Origin of the sequence: Spirillospora sp. NPDC047418 (assembly GCF_040643275.1) — a bacterium.
In the GTDB taxonomy this organism is placed as follows: Bacteria; Actinomycetota; Actinomycetes; order Streptosporangiales; family Streptosporangiaceae; genus Spirillospora.
In genome coordinates this window covers 73,240-91,075 of sequence record NZ_JBEYTW010000003.1, presented here as the reverse complement: position 1 = coordinate 91,075, position 17,836 = coordinate 73,240, and the positions used below count along the sequence as shown (strand labels likewise).

At 73.3% G+C, this 17,836-nt stretch carries 15 protein-coding genes; 8 read left to right on the top strand and 7 right to left on the bottom strand.

Going from position 1 to position 17,836, the window contains the following annotated elements; all coding sequences use genetic code 11:
• Positions 1 to 99 precede the first annotated feature (99 nt).
• Positions 100 to 1,101: an RNA polymerase sigma factor gene (locus ABZ806_RS02555; RefSeq protein ID WP_500214859.1), complete on the bottom strand. Its 1,002-nt coding sequence runs from the start codon at positions 1,099 to 1,101 to the stop codon at positions 100 to 102.
• Positions 1,102 to 1,198: 97 nt separating this feature from the next.
• Between ABZ806_RS02555 and ABZ806_RS02550 the strand changes: the two genes are divergently transcribed.
• Complete coding sequence (locus ABZ806_RS02550) at positions 1,199 to 1,819, top strand: TetR/AcrR family transcriptional regulator (RefSeq protein WP_500214858.1); 621 nt, start codon at positions 1,199 to 1,201, stop codon at positions 1,817 to 1,819.
• A gap of 102 nt (positions 1,820 to 1,921) precedes the next feature.
• Here the strand turns inward: ABZ806_RS02550 and ABZ806_RS02545 are convergent, their stop codons facing one another.
• From ABZ806_RS02545 to ABZ806_RS02535, 3 genes are all read right to left on the bottom strand, one after another.
• On the bottom strand, positions 1,922 to 5,299 hold the full coding sequence (locus ABZ806_RS02545) for a pyruvate carboxylase (RefSeq protein ID WP_500214857.1): 3,378 nt from the start codon (positions 5,297 to 5,299) through the stop codon (positions 1,922 to 1,924).
• A gap of 226 nt (positions 5,300 to 5,525) precedes the next feature.
• Positions 5,526 to 6,281 carry a hypothetical protein gene (locus ABZ806_RS02540; RefSeq protein WP_500214856.1) on the bottom strand — a complete coding sequence of 252 codons (756 nt, stop codon included), beginning with the start codon at positions 6,279 to 6,281 and terminating at the stop codon, positions 5,526 to 5,528.
• Positions 6,278 to 6,625, bottom strand: coding sequence for a PadR family transcriptional regulator (locus ABZ806_RS02535; RefSeq protein WP_500214855.1), 348 nt, complete (start codon positions 6,623 to 6,625; stop codon positions 6,278 to 6,280). The genes ABZ806_RS02540 and ABZ806_RS02535 overlap by 4 nt, the downstream gene beginning before the upstream one ends.
• A 208-nt stretch (positions 6,626 to 6,833) precedes the next feature.
• Between ABZ806_RS02535 and ABZ806_RS02530 the strand changes: the two genes are divergently transcribed.
• Entirely contained in the window at positions 6,834 to 7,016 is a 183-nt protein-coding gene (locus ABZ806_RS02530; RefSeq protein WP_500214854.1) for a hypothetical protein, read from the top strand.
• A gap of 127 nt (positions 7,017 to 7,143) precedes the next feature.
• On the opposite strand, the gene ABZ806_RS02525 is transcribed toward ABZ806_RS02530, so the two are convergent.
• Positions 7,144 to 7,794: a TetR/AcrR family transcriptional regulator gene (locus ABZ806_RS02525; RefSeq protein ID WP_500214853.1), complete on the bottom strand. Its 651-nt coding sequence runs from the start codon at positions 7,792 to 7,794 to the stop codon at positions 7,144 to 7,146.
• Between the two features lie 187 nt (positions 7,795 to 7,981).
• On the opposite strand from ABZ806_RS02525, the gene ABZ806_RS02520 reads away from it, so the two are divergent.
• Complete coding sequence (locus tag ABZ806_RS02520) at positions 7,982 to 9,874, top strand: serine/threonine protein kinase (RefSeq protein WP_500214852.1); 1,893 nt, start codon at positions 7,982 to 7,984, stop codon at positions 9,872 to 9,874.
• A gap of 226 nt (positions 9,875 to 10,100) precedes the next feature.
• On the opposite strand, the gene ABZ806_RS02515 is transcribed toward ABZ806_RS02520, so the two are convergent.
• Positions 10,101 to 10,352 (bottom strand): DUF397 domain-containing protein, encoded by a 252-nt coding sequence (locus tag ABZ806_RS02515; RefSeq protein ID WP_500214851.1) that lies wholly within the window; start codon positions 10,350 to 10,352, stop codon positions 10,101 to 10,103.
• Positions 10,352 to 11,218 carry a Sco1979 family transcriptional regulator gene (locus ABZ806_RS02510; RefSeq protein WP_500214850.1) on the bottom strand — a complete coding sequence of 289 codons (867 nt, stop codon included), beginning with the start codon at positions 11,216 to 11,218 and terminating at the stop codon, positions 10,352 to 10,354. The genes ABZ806_RS02515 and ABZ806_RS02510 overlap by 1 nt, the downstream gene beginning before the upstream one ends.
• 226 nt (positions 11,219 to 11,444) lie before the next feature.
• Between ABZ806_RS02510 and ABZ806_RS02505 the strand changes: the two genes are divergently transcribed.
• The 5 genes from ABZ806_RS02505 to ABZ806_RS02485 all read left to right on the top strand — a co-directional run bounded on the left by ABZ806_RS02505 (position 11,445) and on the right by ABZ806_RS02485 (position 17,791).
• On the top strand, positions 11,445 to 12,065 hold the full coding sequence (locus ABZ806_RS02505; RefSeq protein ID WP_500214849.1) for an ATP-binding protein: 621 nt from the start codon (positions 11,445 to 11,447) through the stop codon (positions 12,063 to 12,065).
• A gap of 119 nt (positions 12,066 to 12,184) precedes the next feature.
• Complete coding sequence (locus tag ABZ806_RS02500; protein WP_163059840.1) at positions 12,185 to 12,538, top strand: anti-sigma factor antagonist; 354 nt, start codon at positions 12,185 to 12,187, stop codon at positions 12,536 to 12,538.
• 272 nt (positions 12,539 to 12,810) lie between these two features.
• Positions 12,811 to 14,067, top strand: a complete 1,257-nt coding sequence (locus ABZ806_RS02495) for a M16 family metallopeptidase (RefSeq protein WP_500214848.1) — start codon at positions 12,811 to 12,813, stop codon at positions 14,065 to 14,067.
• Positions 14,064 to 15,428: a M16 family metallopeptidase gene (locus ABZ806_RS02490; RefSeq protein WP_500214847.1), complete on the top strand. Its 1,365-nt coding sequence runs from the start codon at positions 14,064 to 14,066 to the stop codon at positions 15,426 to 15,428. Before ABZ806_RS02495 ends, ABZ806_RS02490 begins: the two co-directional genes overlap by 4 nt.
• A gap of 356 nt (positions 15,429 to 15,784) precedes the next feature.
• Positions 15,785 to 17,791: a sporulation protein gene (locus tag ABZ806_RS02485; RefSeq protein WP_500214846.1), complete on the top strand. Its 2,007-nt coding sequence runs from the start codon at positions 15,785 to 15,787 to the stop codon at positions 17,789 to 17,791.
• Positions 17,792 to 17,836 lie beyond the last annotated feature (45 nt).

The window sequence follows — 17,836 nt, the reverse complement described above, 5'->3', positions numbered from 1 at the left end:
GCCGCTCTGTCATCCCAATACGTGAGAACTCACGGTCCGGTTCATCACAGAACCGGACCGCGCGGGCCCCCGAACGCCGGCGCGGGCGCCGGCGGGACGTCAGCCGAGCAGGTCGGCGAGGGTCTCCCGCCGGGACGGGTGGCGCAGCTTGTGCATGCCCTTCGACTCGATCTGCCGGATGCGCTCGCGCGTCACCCCGTAGACCTTGCCGACCTCTTCGAGCGTCTTCGGCTCGCCGCCGGAGAGCCCGAACCGCATCGAGATCACGCCGGCCTCGCGCTCGGTGAGCGTCTCCAGCACGGCGTCGAGCTTGCCGCGCAGCATGGAGGACGCGACGACGTCGGCGGGGTCGCCGCCGTCCGGGTCCTCGATGACGTCGCCGAGCTCGCCGTCGCCGTCCTCACCGAGCGGGGTGTGCAGGGACAGCGGCTCGCGGGCCTGCCGCCGCAGCCACTCCACCTTCTCCGGGGTGACGTCCAGCTCGACGGCCAGTTCCCGCGAGGTGGGCTCGCGGCCGAGGTCCTGCATCATCCGCCGCCGGACGCGCGTCATCCGGTTCAGCACCTCGACGACGTGCACCGGGATGCGGATGGTGCGGCTCTGGTCGGCGAGCGCGCGGCTGATCGCCTGCTTGATCCACCAGACGGCGTAGGTGGAGAACTTCAGGCCCCGGCGGTACTCGAACTTCTCCACGGCGCGGATCAGCCCGAGGTTGCCCTCCTGGACGAGGTCGTTCAGCTGCAGGCCGTGGCCCATGTAGCGCTTGGCGAGCGACACGACCAGCCGCAGGTTGGCCTCGACCATGTGCTGCTTGGCGCGGGCTCCGTCGACGGCGATCCACTCCAGGTCCTCCTTGTCCTGGAGGCTGAGGTCGTCGCCGAGGGTCTGCAGGCGCTCGCGGGCGAACAGGCCGGCCTCGATGCGCTTGGCCAGGTCGACCTCCTGCTCGGCGGTGAGCAGCGCGGTGCGCCCGATGCGGGACAGGTAGTCCTTCATCGGGTCGACGAGGTTCACGGTGGCGCGGGGGTACGCGCTCGGCGCGTGGCTGGCGTTCAGGGCGGTGTCCTTTGCTCGTCCGGCCGGGGGAGGGAACGGGGTCACGCGATCTCGGTACCCGCCTGCCCCGCGACATAAACTTAGAACGACCCTATAATTAGGTCAAGAATAAACTTAGGTCGAACTATGTCATGATGGCCGCATGGGACTGCGGGAGATGAAGAAGCAGCAGACGAGGCAGAACATCTCGGACCAGGCGACGCGCCTCTTCCTGCGGCACGGCTTCGACCGGGTCACGATCGCCGACGTCGCGGCCGCGGCACAGGTCGCGAAGATGACCGTCACGAACTACTTCCCGCGCAAGGAGGACCTCGCACTCGATCTGCACGAGGAGTTCGTCGGCGGCCTCGCCCGCACCGTCGCCGGCCGCGCGCCCGGCGAGTCGGCGCTCGCCGCGCTCCGCCGCGCCCTGCTGGACGCCGTCCACCGGCACGATCAGGTCATCGGCTTCGCCGGCCCCGACTTCGCCCGCATGATCACCGAGAGCCCGGCGCTGGTCTCCCGGCTCCGCGAGTTCCACGAGGAGCGCGAGGACGCCCTGGCCGCCGTCCTCGCCCGGGAGACCGCCGCCGGCCCGGACGACCCGCTCCCCCGCCTGGTCGCCGCCCAGTTCGGCGCGGTCCACCGCGTCCTGTTCCAGGAGACCCTGCGCCGCACCCTGGACAACGAGCCGCCGGACGAGATAGCCGCCGTCCTCACCAAGTCCGCCCGGACGGCCTTCGACCTCCTGTCCCCGGCGCTCAACGACTACGCGGTCCGCTGACACGCCGGACCGGAGGCAGGGAGAGGCAGGGAGAGGCAGGGAGAGACGGACGCGGGGTCTTGCGGCGCCCCCCGGACGCCGCAAGACCCCGCCGGGTCGTGCTCAGCCCTCCTGGATGACCAGGAGCAGGTCGCCGGCCTGGACCGGGGTGGCCCCGGGGACGGCCAGCCGGGCGACCGTCCCGGCGACCGGGGCGGTGATGGCGGCCTCCATCTTCATGGCCTCGATCGTGGCCACCACATCGCCGGCGGCGACCTGGTCGCCCTTGGCTGCGCGCAGGGTCACCGAGCCGTCGAACGGTGCGGCGACGTGGCCGGGCTCGGACGGGTCGGCGCGCTCGACTGGCGGCGCGTCCGACGCCACGGACTTGTCGCGCACCGACAGGGTGCGGAGCTGGCCGTTCACCGAGCAGATGACCTGCCGGACGCCCGCCTCGTCGACGGCGCCGACCGCCTCCAGCCCGGCGAGCACGCGGACGCCCGGTTCGAGGTCGAACGCGACCTCGTGCCCGGTGCGGAGCCCGTAGAGGAACGGGCCGGTGGGCAGGACGGAGAGGTCGCCGTAGGCGGCGCGGGCCTCGCGGTAGTCCTTCGCGGGGCCGGGGAAGAGCAGGCGGTCGAGGGTGTCGCGGACCTCCGGCCCGGCCAGGGCCTTCTCCTCGGCGCCGTCCAGTTCCGCCCTGGCGGGGGTGTACTGGCGCCCCGCGAGGGCCTTGGTGCGGAACGGCTCGGGCCAGCCGCCGGGCGGGTCGCCCAGCTCGCCGTTGAGGAACCCGGTGACGCTGTCGGGGATGTCGTAGCGGTCCGGGTTCTCGGCGAAGTCGCCGGGGTCGGCGCCCGCCGCGACGAGGTGCAGGGCCAGGTCGCCGACGACCTTGCTGGACGGCGTCACCTTCACGAGCCGCCCGAGGATCGCGTCGGCCGCCGCGTAGCAGCGCTCGATCTCCTCGAAGCGGTCGCCGAGGCCGAGCGCGACCGCCTGCTGCCGCAGGTTGGACAGCTGCCCGCCCGGGATCTCGTGCCGGTAGACGCGTCCGGTCGGCGACGGGAGCCCCATCTCGAACGGCGCGTACAGCCTGCGGACGGCCTCCCAGTACGGCTCCATCGCGGTGAGCGCGCCGAGGTCGAGCCCGGTGGCGTGGCCGGTGAAGTCGGTCGCGGCCACGATCGCCTGGAGCGGCGGCTGGCTCGTGGTGCCCGAGAGCGGCGCGGCGGCCCCGTCCACCGCGTCGACACCTGCTTCGATGGCGGCGATGTAGGTGCCGATCTGCCCGCCGGCCGTGTCGTGGGTGTGGAGGTGGACGGGCAGGTCGAAACGCTCGCGCAGAGCCTTGACGAGTGTGCGCGCGGCGGGTGCGCGGAGCAGGCCGGCCATGTCCTTGACGCACAGGATGTGGACGCCCGCCTCGACCAGTTCCTCCGCGAGCCGCAGGTAGTAGTCGAGCGTGTAGAGGTTCTCGTCCGGGGACGAGAGGTCGCCGGTATAGCAGAGCGTCCCCTCCACCAGCGCGTGGGTCTGGAGCGCGGCGTCGATGGCCGGACGCATGCGCTCCACGTCGTTCAGCGCGTCGAACACCCGGAAGATGTCGACGCCCGTACTGGCGGCCTCCTTGACGAAGGCGCGCGCCACCGAGTCGGGGTACGGCGTGTAGCCGACGGTGTTGCGCCCGCGCAGGAGCATCTGGATGCACAGGTTCGGGGCGGCCTCGCGGATCGCGGCCAGCCTGTCCCAGGGCGACTCGCCGAGGAAGCGGAGCGCGACGTCGTACGTCGCGCCGCCCCACGCCTCGATGGACAGCAGCTGCGGTGTCATGCGGGCCAGGTAGGGCGCGGCCGTCAGCAGGTCGTAGGTGCGTACTCGCGTCGCGAGGAGCGACTGGTGCGCGTCCCGGAAGGTGGTGTCGGTGACGGCCAGGGCGTCCTGGGCGCGGAGCCGCTCGGCGAACGCCCGCGCGCCGAGGGCCAGGAGCCGGTCGCGCGACCCCTCCGGGAACGGGCCGTCCAGGTCGAGCGGCGGCAGCTTCGTCGCCGGGTCCAGGTCGGTCGGCGCGTCGCCGTGCGGCTTGTTGACGGTCACGTCCGCCAGGTACCGGACGAGCCGGGTCGCGCGGTCGCCGCTCGACCGGGCCGTCAGCAGCTCCGGGTGGTCGGCGATGTAGGACGTCGTGACGCCGCCCGCGCGGAAGTCCGGCTCGTCCAGCAGCGCCTGCAGGAACGGGATGTTCGACGCGACCCCGCGGATGCGGAACTCGGCGACGGCCCGGCGCGCCCGCCGCACCGCCTCCTCGAACGTCCGGCCGCGGCAGGTCAGCTTGACCAGCAGCGAGTCGAAGTGCGGGGACACGATCGCGCCGCCGTAGGCGGTGCCGGTGTCGAGCCGCACCCCGGCGCCGCCCGGCGACCGGTACGCCGAGATCTTCCCGGTGTCGGGGCGGAAGCCGTTCGCCGGGTCCTCGGTGGTGATGCGGCACTGGACGGCGAAGCCGCTCACGGTCACGTTCTCCTGCGCGATGCCGAGGTCGGCGAGGGTCTCGCCGCCCGCGATGCGCAGCTGGCCCTGCACCAGGTCGATGCCGGTGACCTCCTCGGTCACGGTGTGCTCGACCTGGATGCGCGGGTTCATCTCGATGAACACGTGCTCGCCGCGCTCGTCCACGAGGAACTCGACGGTGCCCGCGTTCTCGTAGCCGATCTCGCGGGCGAACTTCACGGCGTCCTCGCACAGCCGCGCGGCGACGGCCGGGTCCAGCCGGGGCGCGGGCGCGATCTCGACGACCTTCTGGTGGCGGCGCTGCACCGAGCAGTCGCGCTCGCGCAGGTGGACCATGTGCCCGGCGCCGTCCGCGAGGACCTGCACCTCGATGTGGCGGGGCCGGTCGACCGCCTGCTCCAGGAACACCGTCGGGTCGCCGAACGCGCTCTCGGCCTCGCGGCGCGCCGTGTCGACGGCGGCCTCCAGGTCCTCGCGGTGGTCGACGCGGCGCAGCCCGCGCCCGCCGCCGCCGGCCGCGGCCTTCACGAACAGCGGGAACCCGACCTCGTCGGCCGTCGCCAGTTCCGCTCCCGGCGCGGGCGTCCGCGAGCGCAGCACGGGCAGGCCCGCGCGCCGCGCCGCCGCGACCGCCTCGATCTTGTTCCCGGCGAGGCTGAGCACGCGGGACGGCGGGCCGACGAACTTGATCCCGTTGCGCTCGCACGCCTCCGCCAGCTCCGGGCTCTCCGACAGGAACCCGTACCCGGGGTACACGGCGTCGGCGCCGACCCGCAGCGCGGTCTCCACGATGCCGTCGACGTCGAGGTAGGCGCGGACGGGGTGGCCGTGCGTGCCGATCTCGTACGCCTCGTCCGCCTTCTGCCGGTGCAGGGACAGCCGGTCCTCGTGCGCGTAGACGGCGACGCTGGCGATGCCGAGTTCGTAGGCCGCGCGGAAGGCGCGCACGGCGATCTCGCCCCGGTTGGCGACGAGCAGCTTTCTGATCAACGTATCTCTCCCAGGAGACGGTCGGGCGCGTCCGCCCGCGTCCGACGGCCTCCTGGGCTCCACGCTGAGCCGCTCAGGGCGGGACCAACCCGGCGGGCGAACCGAATCTTGCGATACCTACCCAGTTGAGCGGTCGGCGCAGCTTCGCAGCGTGGTCGGGATGCGTGAACAAAGCGATAGATAGCGCTTAGAGGGAAAAACGCACGATTGTTCCCATCGCGGGGCGTTACCGCGCGCGTTCGCGCCAGACGCGCAGGCCGAGCAGCCCGCCGGCGATGGCGGCGCCGCCGACGAGGCCGCCGAGGAGCGCCACCGGGAGGTCGTCCAGCGCCAGGACGCCCCACGCGACGGCGACGAGGACGAGGAAGGCGATGTAGCCGACGATGAAGAGGTGGAAGCGCCCGCTCCAGAAGGCCCGCTGCGCCGGGGCCTCCGGCGGCAGGTCGACCTCCCCCTCCAGGCCGAGCATGACCGCCTTGGGCCGTTTGAAGTACTCGAAGTGGAACCAGGTGCCGCACGGCTCCCAGCCGTCCGGCGCGAGGCGCTCCGCGACGGCGGCGCGGGTGCGGGGCAGCGCGATCTCGCGGCGGTACTCCCAGCGCAGCGGGTGGTCGCCGGCCCGGCGGCTGACGAAGCGGCCGGCCGAGTCGACGCACTCGACCTCCCATCCCTCGTCGCCGTAGCGGTTCAGCACCTCGCGCTCGTGGAACGCGTCGGCCCGCCACGTCCAGGTCTCGCCCGGGTCCGGCGGGACGGCGGGGCCGGCTTCCGCGTCGGCTCCGGGGTCGGCTCGGGGGCCTTCTGCGGGGTCCCGGGCGAGCCGCGCGGCGAACTCCGCCGGCGCGCCGAACTCCCGCACCGGGTCGGTGCCGGACTCGGCCGCGAAGGCCGCCAGGTCGGCCACGGTCCGGTCGACCTCGGCCGCGGGGAGGCCGCGGCCGCGGAGCCGCTCCGCCAGTTCGTCGAAGTAGGGGTTCGTCATCGGTCGGCTCCCTGGGTGAGCATCTTCCGGACTGACTCGTCGAACTCCAGCCACAGGCCGCCCTGCTCGGCGAGCGTCCGGCGCCCGGCGCCCGTGAGGTGGTAGTAGCGGCGGCCGGGACCGCGGTCGGCGGCGCGGAACTCCGCGGCGACCAGCCCCGCCTCCTCCAGCCGGTTGAGGACGGGGTACAGCGTGCCGCCCTTGATCTGCCCGAGGCCGGCGCCCGCGAGCGTCTTGGCGATCTCGTACCCGTAGCTCTCGCCGCCGGTCAGGCTGGCGAGGACCAGCAGGTCGAGGACGCCCTTGAGCCAGCTGGCGCGGCGGTCGGCGGCCACTGCGGTCATCTCCCGTTGGTGTATCGGTTCACAAGCTAGACCGTACTGCGAGCTAGTTAGATATGCAATCTAGATAGGGGAAGCGATCGGCGCGTCCGGATCCGGACGTGAATAAAAGCGCCGATCACTCGGAATAGCGGGAAGGATCTTGCGGTTGCAACTACCGTGCGATCACCGGCCATCCGGGTAGCACCCGTCCACGATCCCTGGAGGTACCGTGCCGAGCAGCATTCCCCGCACCCGTTCCAATCGCGAACGCAAACATGTGAAGACGACGTCGCTGCGCGCCCTCGTGGTGGCGGCCCAGCTGGAACGCAACCACGCCCTGGAGGGTCCACCGGGCAAAGAGGACGGCCGGGTGGAGTCCACCTCAGAGCGGCGGACGCCCGACCCGGCCTGACAACCGCCCCGCCCGGACCGGTCTCCGTCTGACCGATCCCTGTGTGACCGATCCCTGTGTGACCGGTCTCCGTCTGGGCGCCGCAAGCCCCCGTGCATCGCACGGGGGTTTTGTCGTTCCGGCGGGTCTAGGCGGTGGCCACGTCGAAGACCGTGTGGACGGCGGCGCGCGCGCGGTCCCTCCCCACGCTCTCGACCATGGCGGCGAGGTGCTCGGCCCCGAGGACGGCCAGCAGCGCGTGCGCGGACGCTTCGCTGTCCCGGACGGCGTCGCCCATCTGGTCGAGCAGGATCACCAGGTGCCGATGCCAGAACCCGTAGGCGCCGAGGCGGTACCGCGCTCCGGGCGTGGCGGTCTCCGACATGCGCACCAGCGAGAGGTGGTCCAGCGCGTAGTCGAGGTAGGCGTCGGCGAAGGCGTGCAAACGGTCGGACGGCGCGACCGCCTCGCCCGCCTCACTCGGGCCGAGCGGGGCCGGGCCGAGCGGGGCCGGGCCGGACAGGATCGCGTCCTGCAACGCGCGTTCGCGCTGATTCAGCAGGGCCGCGGCCAGTCCCGCCCTGTCGCCGAACCGGCGGAAGAGGGTGCCCTTGCCGACGCCCGCCGCGGCGGCGACGGCGTCCATCGAGACTGACTCGACCCCGTGCCGCGCGAAGAGCCCGGCCGCCGCGTCCAGCACCTTCACACGGTTGCGCGCGGCGTCGGCCCGCTCCTTGGGCGGCGGTGTCCGCATGAGTTCGAGGTCGACGCGCCGGCCGGTCGCGGCTCCGCGCTCCATCGGCGCCTCCTCCTCGAGTCAACCGGACTATAGTCCTATTCGGCCGCGGGCGGGGATGGCGGCGCGGGTCGCGGAGACTGGAGATCATGTACGGCGTGGAGCGCCTACGATCGTGTGCCCATAGTCTTGCCGGAACAGTCTTGCCAAAGGTGTGCGGACGAGGCGCTAACGACGGGGAGCGAGTGGTGTGACGGACAGGACGATGCCGGACGCCCTTCCACTGCGGTCGGGGGACCCGACCGAGCTGGGCGGATACGAGATCCTCGGCCGCCTCGGCGAGGGCGGCCAGGGCGCGGTCTTCCTCGGCCGGAAGGCCGGCGAGACCGGGCCGGTCCGCACCGCCGACCACGTCGCCGTCAAACTGCTGCACGGCGGGCTCGCCGGCGACGAGGCCGCCCGCGCCCGCTTCGTCCGCGAACTGGAGGTCGCCAAGCGCGTCGCGCGGTTCTGCACCGCGCAGGTGCTCGACGCGGACGTCGCGGGCGACCAGCCCTACATCGTCAGCGAGTACGTGCCCGGCCTGTCCCTGCACCACGTCGTGCGGTCGGAGGGCCCGCGCACGGGCGGCGCGCTGGAACGGCTCGCCGTCAGCACCCTGACCGCGCTCACGGCGATCCACCAGGCCGGGATCGTCCACCGCGACTTCAAGCCGCACAACGTGGTGATGGGGCCGGACGGCCCGCGCGTCATCGACTTCGGCGTCGCGCGCGCGCTCGGCGCGGCCGGTGAGACGCAGAACGTCGGCACGCCCGCCTACATGTCGCCCGAGCACTTCACCGGCGGCGAGGTCGGGCCCGCGTCGGACATGTTCGCCTGGGGCACGACGATGGCGTTCGCCGCGACGGGACGTCCGGCGTTCGGCAACGACGAGATGGCCACGGTCATGCACCGGATCCTCACCCTGGAGCCCGACCTCGGCGACCTGCCCGACCCGATGCGCGAACTCGTGCTGGCCAGCCTGAACAAGGAGCCCGCGCAGCGTCCCACCGCCCGCCAGGCCCAGGAGCGCCTCGTCGGCGCGGCCAGCGGCACGACCTCGGCCGGGGCTCCCGTCCCGCCGCTGCCCGCCTTCCCCGGGCTGCCGGCCGACCTCGCCCTGCCCGGCGGCGCCGGGACTCCGCACAGTTCGACGGACCCGCACGCGTCGCCGTCGGTGATGGCGGGCGCCCTGCTGCCTCCCGACCACGTCACGGACCCGTCCGGCATCAGGCACAGGACCGCTCCGCAGCCGCCGCCCTACGACGCGATGACCCCGCCTCCCGGCGACATGCACGAGGGGACGCCGGGCGGGATGCACGGCGGGATGCACGGCGGGATGCACGGTGCGCCTCCGGCGATTCCGCCCGTCTCGCCCGTTCCGTCCGGGCCGTCGCGGCCGCACGGGCCGGGCGGCCGGAAGCGCGGGCGCCTGTTCGTGCCGATCGCGGCCGCGGCGGCCGTCGCGGTCGTCCTGGCGGGCGGCGCGGCCTGGGCCGCGACCCGGGGCGGCGGCGACAAGGGCCACGACCCGCAGGTCGCGGCCCCGGACCAGAGCCACGGCGCGCAGGGCGGCGCCGGAACCGCGGACGGCTCGGGCAACGCGGCGGAGAACCCGGCCAAGAAGAAGACCGGGCAGCCGCAGAACGGCAAGAGCGGAGCACCGGCGTCCCCCGGCGCGTCCAAGAAGCCGGGGGCACCGCAGCAGCCGAGCGGAACGAAGCCCACGCAGGGAACAGGTGGCGGCGGGGGCGGAGGCACCACGCCCGTCCAGGAGCCCGCCAACAAGTACACCCCGAAGCAGGCGTGCAACAGCGGCGGACACGGGAGCGGCTACTACGTGCAGCGTTCGCTGAGCGTCTCCGGCGGCGTGGCCTACCTGCTCTACAACAGCTCCGGCTACAACTGCGCGGTCACCATGAAGACGAAGAACGTCGGCAAGTCGTCACCGGTCTCGGTGTGGATCCAGAAGCAGGGCGGCGGCTCCATCGCCGACAGCGGATCGTTCGCCTGGTACGCGGGACCCGTGTACGTGAAGGCTCCCGGGGCGTGCGTCAGGTTCGGCGGCAACGGCCGCAGCGCACCCTACGGCAACTGCGGGTAAGTCCCGCCGATCCCCGGGCCTGCCGGGACAAAGCGAAAGGCCACCCTCGCGCCTGTGGGGTGGCCTCTTGTTCTCGGTTGGCGGGTTGTGTCCGGTGGGGTCGTGCCCGGCGGGAGTCCGCTGGGCTGGATTCTGCCGGGCGAGATTCTGCCGGGCGGACGGGCCGACGTTCGATGTTCCGGAGCCGACCCGCCGCCGTTCACCTTGTTCGGCGGTTTCCGATGGTTCAGTTGTGGGAGGCGATGAGATGGTCGAAATCGCCGTCCTTGGCTCCAAGGATCAGCGCCTCGATCTCGGGGCGGGTGTAGATCAGGGCGGGACCGTCGGGATGGCGGGAGTTCCGCATCGCCACCCGCCCACCGGGCAGTTCGGCGATTTCCACACAGTTCCCCTGGGAGTTGCTTCGCCGGGACTTCAGCCACCGCGCTCCGGAGAGTTCGGCGGCGGGCATCCCGTTGTCGTAATCGGTTTGGAGCATCATGTCTCTCTGAGAAGATCACCGAGAAGCTCGACGGTGCGCTCCGGGGTCGCACTGTCGACGCACAGGCGTTCCATCGCCTGCAGATAGGTGTCGACGTCGTCGCGCTTGTCCAGGTACATCGCGCCGGTGAGGTTCTCGACGTAAACCACGTCCGGCAGGTCCTGCTCGGGAAAGCGCAGGATGGTGAAGGCCCCACCCTCGGCGGCGTGGCCGCCGAACCTGAACGGCATGATCTGGATGGTGACGTTGGGCAGCTTGGACATCTCGATGAGGTGTTCGAACTGGCCCCGCATCACCTCCGGACCGCCGATCGGACGGCGGAGCGCACCCTCGTCCACCACGGCCCACAGCCGCGGGGCGTCCGGGCCGGTGAGGCGTCCCTGACGCTGCATGCGCAGTTCCACGCGCTGGTCGATCTCGTGTTCGGCGGCTCCGGCGTTGCCCAGGCGGATCACCGCACGCGCATACCCCTCCGACTGCAGCAGTCCCGGGACGAACTGCAGTTCATACGTGCGGATCAGCGCCGCCGACTCCTCCAGGCCCACATAGGTCTGGAACCAGCCGGGGAGCACGTCGTTGTACCGGTGCCACCAACCGGGGGTGTTGGCCTCCCGCGCAAGCTGCAGCAGCGCCTCGCGTTCCGTCTTGTCGCTGACGCCGTACAACGTGAGCAGGTCGTCCACGTCGCGTTCCTTGAAGCTGACGCGTCCGAGCTCCAGGCGGCTGATCTTCGACTCCGACGCACGGATGACGTAGCCGGCCTCCTGACGGGTCACTCCCCGCTGCTCGCGCAAACGGCGCAGCTGGGACCCGAGCAGGATCCGACGGACCGTCGACCCGCTTCCCGGCGTCTCTGGAGTCACGCCCAACCTCCCGGCTATTCGGCGGACAGCGAACCTAGTGTGCCACTGGGCTGAGTGTCCTGCGGTTACCTCCGTTCACCCGGTCGCGATCCGCGTCGCCCCACACCCTCACAACGCGGATGCACGTGCATTGGGCCTTGCATTCGCACGCTACGATGCGCAGGATAACGCACGAGACTTCCAAGCCACGGCTGCACAACGAGATCACTCTGCGGGGTCCGGTGGAATGACGTCACGCCACGCGCACGACGACACGCGGTGGGAGCTCGGCCCCTTCGCGGGGCCGGCCGACCCACGGGACCACGCTGGGCGCTCCACGCCCGTCCCGGAGTCGGTGGACCTGCCGCCGCGGCTGGACACGGCCGTCACGGCGCTGACCCGGCCGCGCGGCGGTGCCGTGTCGTTCACCGTGGCGCCCGATCCGGAATCGGTCACCGCGGCCCGCCACTTCGCCCTCAGCCGGCTCGCCGAATGGAACCTCCCCGAACTCGCCGACGACGTCGGCCTCGTCGTCTCCGAACTCGTCACCAACGCGCTGCGGCACAGCGGAGGGGTGAACTCCGGCGGGCGGCCGGGCGTCGACGTGCACCGCGAGGGCGTGTACGGCGACCCGGCCGACCCGCTGGGCTCCGCCCCGTCCGCGATCAGGCTGCGGCTCGGGCACGAGGCCCCGTGGCTGCTCTGCGGGATCATCGACGCCAGCTGCGCCGCGCCGCGCCGCAAGGAACCCGACTACATCGCCGAGACGGGACGCGGGCTGCACCTCGTCGAGTCCTTCAGCGTCCGGTGGGGATGGCGCGCACTGCACCAGGGCAAGGTGGTGTGGGCGCTGTTCCGTTCCGCTTGAACGGGGTGCGCCTGAACGGGGTGCGCTTGACCAGAGGGCGTAACGGAGCGCCGCAAGGGTAACTATCCATTTCCCCTGCGGGCACCTCCGATGGGCCCGACGAGACGAAAGGAGCACCGGTGGACTTCGCCGTCGAGCACCGCGTCGAGAAGGGCCTCACGGTCGTCAAGATCAGCGGTGAGATCGACGTCTTCACCAGCCCCCGGCTGCGGGAGGCGCTGCTCGACATCATCGACAACGGCGGCACGCACCTCGTCATCGACCTCGGCGAGGTGACGTTCCTCGACTCCACGGGCCTCGGCGTGCTGGTCGGCATCTACCACCGGCTCCGCGCGCGCGACGGCTCGATGTCGTTCATGGGAGTGAACGACCGGGTGCGCCGGGTCTTCCACGTCACCCAGCTCACCAAGATCTTCGTCCTGCACCGCTCCCTGGAGGACGCGATCGCGGCCCACGAGTCCGCCGCCCCCTGACCCCTGCTCCCCGACCCCTGACGCTCCCCCTCCCTCTGACACCAACCCGCTCCCGCCCCGGCACCCGCGCCGCCGACACCCCCGCCCAAGCTCCCTTTTGCCCCTGCTCGTCCTGCTTTGCCGATGGAGTTATCCACAGGTCGGCGTGGAGGCGCCCGCGGCGGGGTGCAGCCGGTACGGTGAGACCGAGATCAAGCCCGCCGCCCGGGCAGGTCCCGCCGACGCGCGCGGTGCTGTCCGCCGGGGAACCATCGAACGGACGGGAGCGCTCCGTGGCAGAACAGCCGCTGCATGAGCACACGCTCGGCAATGGCCTGCGCGTGGTGGTCTGCGAGGACCACGTCGTACCACTGGCCGCCGTGAACATCTGGTTTGGGGTGGGCTCGCGGCACGAGCGGTCCGGCCGGACCGGCCTCGCCCACCTCTTCGAGCACCTGATGTTCCAGGGCTCGGCGAACGTCGCCGAAGGCGAGCACGCCGCGCTGCTGGAGAGCGCGGGCGCCGCCTTCAACGCCAGCACCTCCTTCGAGCGCACGAACTACTACGAGACGGTGCCGGTCAGCCATCTGGAGCTCGCGCTCTGGCTGGAGGCCGACCGCATGGGCACGCTGCCCGCCGCGCTCACCCAGGCCAACCTCGACAACCAGCGCGACGTCGTGAAGAACGAGCGCCGCCAGCGCTACGACAACCAGCCCTACGGGACGGCGTTCGAGCGGCTCTGCGCGCTGACGTTCCCCGCGGGCCACCCGTACGCGCACACCCCGATCGGCTCCATGGAGGACCTGGACGCCACCACCCTCGAAGACTGCACCGACTTCTTCGCCACCTGGTACGCGCCGGGCAACGCCGTCCTGTCCGTCGTCGGCGACGTCGACCCGGCCGCGACCATCGAGGCGGTGGAGCGCTACTTCGGCGGCATCCCCGCCGGGCCGCGCAAGCCCGCCGCCCGTCCCGGCGAGCTGGGGCCGCTGGCCGGCGTCCGCGAGGAGACGCTGACCGAGGACGTCCCCTCCCCCGCCTACTTCGCGATGTTCACGCTGCCGGCCGACGGCGGCGACGACGTCGAGGCCGCCGAGCTCGCGGTCGAGATCCTCGGCGGCGGCTCCGGCTCCCGCCTCTACGACCGGATGGTGCGCCGCGACCAGATCGCCACCGAGGTCTGGGCGGGCGTGACCCGGCTCGCCTCCGGCCAGTCCCTGGCGATCGTCGACGCCATCGGGCCGGAACCGGACAAGATCGCCGCCGTGCTGGACGAGGAGCTCGAGCGGTTCGCCGCCGAGGGCCCGTCCGCCGACGAGACGGCCCGCGCCACCGCGCAGGCCGAGCGCGGCTTCCTGGAGCAGACCGAGACGGTGACCGGCCTCGCCAACGCACTGTCGCAGAACGCCACCCAGTTCGACGACCCGGCCCGGGTCTTCACCGCCCCCGGGCGCGCCGCCGCCGTCACCGGGGACGCGATCAAGCAGATGGCGGGCCACTGGCTCGCCCCGGGCGGCCGCACCGCCCTGACCTACGGAGGCACCTCGTGAGCAGCGGCCTGGCACTGCAGCCCCGTCCCGTCCCCGGCCCCGTCCCGGCCTGGGCGTTCCCGGCCGGCACCGAGGGCCGCGTCCCGGCCGGCCCGGCGACGCTGCGCTGCGACCTGCCCGGCCGCCGGCTCGCCGCGGTCCGGCTCGTGCTGAACGCCGGCGCGGGCCGCGAGCCCGCCGAACTGGACGGCGTCGCGACCCTCACCGCGCACGCCCTGATGGAGGGCACCGAGCCGGGCGGCGGCACCGCGCTCACCGCCGCGTTCGAACGCCTCGGCGCCAGCTTCTACGCGCACGCCGACCTGACCGCGCTGCGGATCGCCCTCGACGTCCCCACCTCCCGCCTCGGCGCCGCCCTCGACCTGTTCTCCGCGGTCGTCCGCCGCCCGGCGCTCGACGACGCGGACGTGCGGCGGCTCGTCCGCGAACGCCTGGAGGAGATCGCCCAGGAGGACGCCGACCCCGGCTCGCGCGCCATGCGCGAACTGCGCGCGGTGATGTTCCCGTCCGAGGCCCGCGCGTCCCGTCCGACGGGCGGCACCCGCACCTCGGTCGGCGCGCTGCAGGGCTCCGACATCCGTGCCTTCTACGGCTCGGCGGTCCCCGCCGAGGCCACCGCGGTGGTGGCCGGCGACCTCTCCGGCACCGACGCCGACGCGGCGCTCACGGCGGCCCTGCGGTCCTGGGCGGCGACCGGCGAGCCGCTGCCCACCGCCGACCGCGTCCTGCCCGAGTCGGCGGCCCGCATCGTCGTCGTCGACCGTCCCGGCTCCGTGCAGACCTACCTCAGCTTCGGGCACGGCGTCCCCGACCGCTCGCACCACGACTGGCCGTCCCTGACGGTCGCGGCCCACGTCCTCGGCGGCGGCCTCACGTCCCGGCTGAACTCCGTGCTGCGCGAGGAGAAGGGCTACACCTACGGCATGCGGGCCGGCCTGCTCCGCATGCGGCACTGCGGCCTGTTCATCGCCCAGGGCTCCGTCCACACCGAGGTCACCGCCGACGCCGTCGCCGACGCGCTGACCGAACTGCGCGGCGTCGTGTCCCGCGGCATCGACGCGGAGGAGCACGGCATGTCCGTCCGCGCCCTCGCCGACCGGGCACCGGCCGAGTACGAGACGGCCCGCGCCGTCGCCGCCGAACTGGCCGACGCGTCCGCGAACGGCCTCGGCACCGGCTACCCGAGCGCCTACCTGGCCGCCGTCCGCGCCTCGACCCCCGACGGCGTGGCCCACGCCTACCGCAAGCACGTCGACCCGGAAGCCCTGACCGTCATTGCCGTAGGCGACGCCGCCCAGATCCGCGAGCCTCTGGAAAAGCTCGGCTACGCGACCGTCACCGTCACCACCAAGGAATCCTGACCCGAGAAACGGCCCCGCGGGGCCTGCCCACCGGCAGCCCCCGCGGACCGCCAGCCACCCCCACCCTCACCAAAACGCACCCCGCACCCACCTCGCGCCCCGCACCCACCCCACCGTTTGGGTGGTCTGGTCGGCCGTCGTTGTGAGGGGGGCTTCGCCGGCGGCGTGATGGTGGGGCCCAAGCGGGCCCGTTGGTGAGTGTTCTGTGGGAAAAGGGGCGGGTTTCGGCTCGTGGCGTGAACCGATGGCATGGTGAAGTAGGTCTTACTTGTGCGGGCCGAGGAACGCGGCCTAGGTTGCGGCGGTCTGACTTGCGCGGGGAGGACGTCCTCGCGGGCGGGAGAAGGGAACGGCCGGTGTCCTACGGGCAGATGGCGGGAGGCGGGCCGTCCGTCGACACGATCCTCGCGGAGCCGAACTGCAAGCCCGGCGGGGTCGTGGCGGGCAAGGTGCATCTGCGCGGCGGCCCCGGCCCCGTGGAGATCCGGCACGTGACGCTGGCGCTGATGCCGCGCATGCAGAACGGCTACGGCGGCGAGACCGCCGGCCCGGAGGTGTACCGGGGCGCCCTCACCCGCGGTTTCCGGCTGGACGCCGCGCAGCAGCGCGACCTGGCGTTCTCCATCCCGCTGCCGTACGAGCTGCCGTTCACGACGGTCCTCGGCCACGAGCTGCCCGGCTTCACGATCGGGATGTGCACCGAGGTGGACGCGGCCGGCCAGCCCGACCCCGGCGACATCGACCCGATCTCGGTGGAGCCGCTGGAGTCCCAGCAGTGGGTGCTCGCCTCGATCGCGCGGCTCGGCTTCCAGGTCGCGAACGTGACGTTCGAGGAGTCGAAGCTGCGCGGCGTCGCCCAGCAGCTGCCGTTCCACCAGGAGATCCACCTCAACCCGCCGACGGCGTACCAGGGCCGGATCGACAAGGTCGGGCTGAGCTTCGTCGCCAGCCCCCGCAGCATGGCCTTCGTCCTGCGCGCCGAGGACCGCGACGCCCCGCGCGACGAGTCGTTCGGCGTGTTCCAGGTCGCGCACGCCGAAGCCGCCGAGACCGACTGGAACGCCAAGATCGGCGCATGGCTGGAGGCCGCCGCGGCGCTGCCGCGCTCGTCCGCCGGGCAGGACCGGGCGCCGCTCCCGCCGCCCGGCGGCGCGACGCCCTTCCCTCCCCCGCCGCCGTCGCCGGGCGAGCCCCCGGCGTCCTACGGGCAGCCGGGCAACGCCCAGTTCCCGCCGCCGGCACCCGCCCCCGGCGACGCGCCCGCCCCCGCGTACTCGGCGGACCCGGGCCTCGGCTACCCCGGCGGCCCAGCCCCCGCCTACCCGGGCGCCCCTCCCGCGAACGCGCCCATGCCGGGCCACGGCACCCCCGCGCCACTGGGCCAACCCGCGAACTCCCCCATGCCCGGCCACGGCGCTGCACCGCTGCCGGGCGGTGCCCCAGTCTCCGGCCACGCCACTCCGCCGCCGGCGAACTTCCCGCCCGGCGCCTTCCCGCCTCCCGGCGGGCCGCCGGGAGGCGGCCACCCCTCGCACGGGGCCACGCCGCCCGGCGGCTTCGGCCATGGCGCGCCGCCACCGGCTCCGGGCCACGCTCCCTACGGATCGACGCCCCCACCCGCACTCGGCCACACCAGTCCACCGCCACCGTCACCGGCTCCGGGCGAGGCGCCGTACGGATCGACGCCCCCGCCGGCGCCCGGCCACACCACCCCGCCGCCTCCGCCGGGCCAGTTCCCGTACGGGGCCACGCCGCCACCGGCACCCGGCGGCATGTCCACACCCGGCCACGGCGGCCCGCCACCTGTACCCGGTGGCCCACCACCCGCGCCCGGTGGCCCGCCGCCCGCGCCCGGACATGTTCCGCACGGCGCCGTCCCTCCGGCTCCCGTGCCCGGCGGGCCGTATCCTCCGGCGCCCGGCCACGCCGGGCCGCCGCCGCCCGCTCCGTCCGGCCCGGCGGGCTACCCGCCCGCGCCGGCGCACGGCCATCCCGGGCCGCCGCCCGCGCACGTCCACCACGGCCCGCCCCACTACCACGGGCATCCCCGGTACGGCCACCCCGGCATCGCCGCGGCCGGCCTGGTCGGCGGCGCCGCGGTGGCCGGTGTCGCCGGAGGCATGGCGATCGGCGCCATGGGCGACGCGGTCGGCCAGGCCGCGAACGTGGCCGGCTACGTCGCCGGCGCCCCGGTGGACGCCTTCGGCAACGTCGTCGCCGGATACGCCGGGAATGTCGCCGGCGGCATGATCGCGGACGCGGCCGGCGGCGTTGCCGGGGACGTCGCGGGCGATGTGGCCGGGGAGATCGCCGGCGGCGCCGCCGAGGTCCTCGGCGGCCTGCTGGGGGGCCTCTTCGGCTGACCGCCCCGTGCCCTGGCCGACGGCGGGAAATGCGGGACCATTCGG

Bases quoted from the DNA above. Each gene is read 5' to 3' on its own strand.
- ABZ806_RS02550 (WP_500214858.1), top strand. From the start codon at position 1,199: ATGGGACTGCGGGAGATGAAGAAGCAGCAGACGAGGCAGAACATCTCG.
- ABZ806_RS02540 (WP_500214856.1), bottom strand. From the start codon at position 6,281: ATGACGAACCCCTACTTCGACGAACTGGCGGAGCGGCTCCGCGGCCGC.
- ABZ806_RS02535 (WP_500214855.1), bottom strand. From the start codon at position 6,625: ATGACCGCAGTGGCCGCCGACCGCCGCGCCAGCTGGCTCAAGGGCGTC.
- ABZ806_RS02525 (WP_500214853.1), bottom strand. From the start codon at position 7,794: ATGGAGCGCGGAGCCGCGACCGGCCGGCGCGTCGACCTCGAACTCATG.
- ABZ806_RS02515 (WP_500214851.1), bottom strand. From the start codon at position 10,352: ATGCTCCAAACCGATTACGACAACGGGATGCCCGCCGCCGAACTCTCC.
- ABZ806_RS02505 (WP_500214849.1), top strand. From the start codon at position 11,445: ATGACGTCACGCCACGCGCACGACGACACGCGGTGGGAGCTCGGCCCC.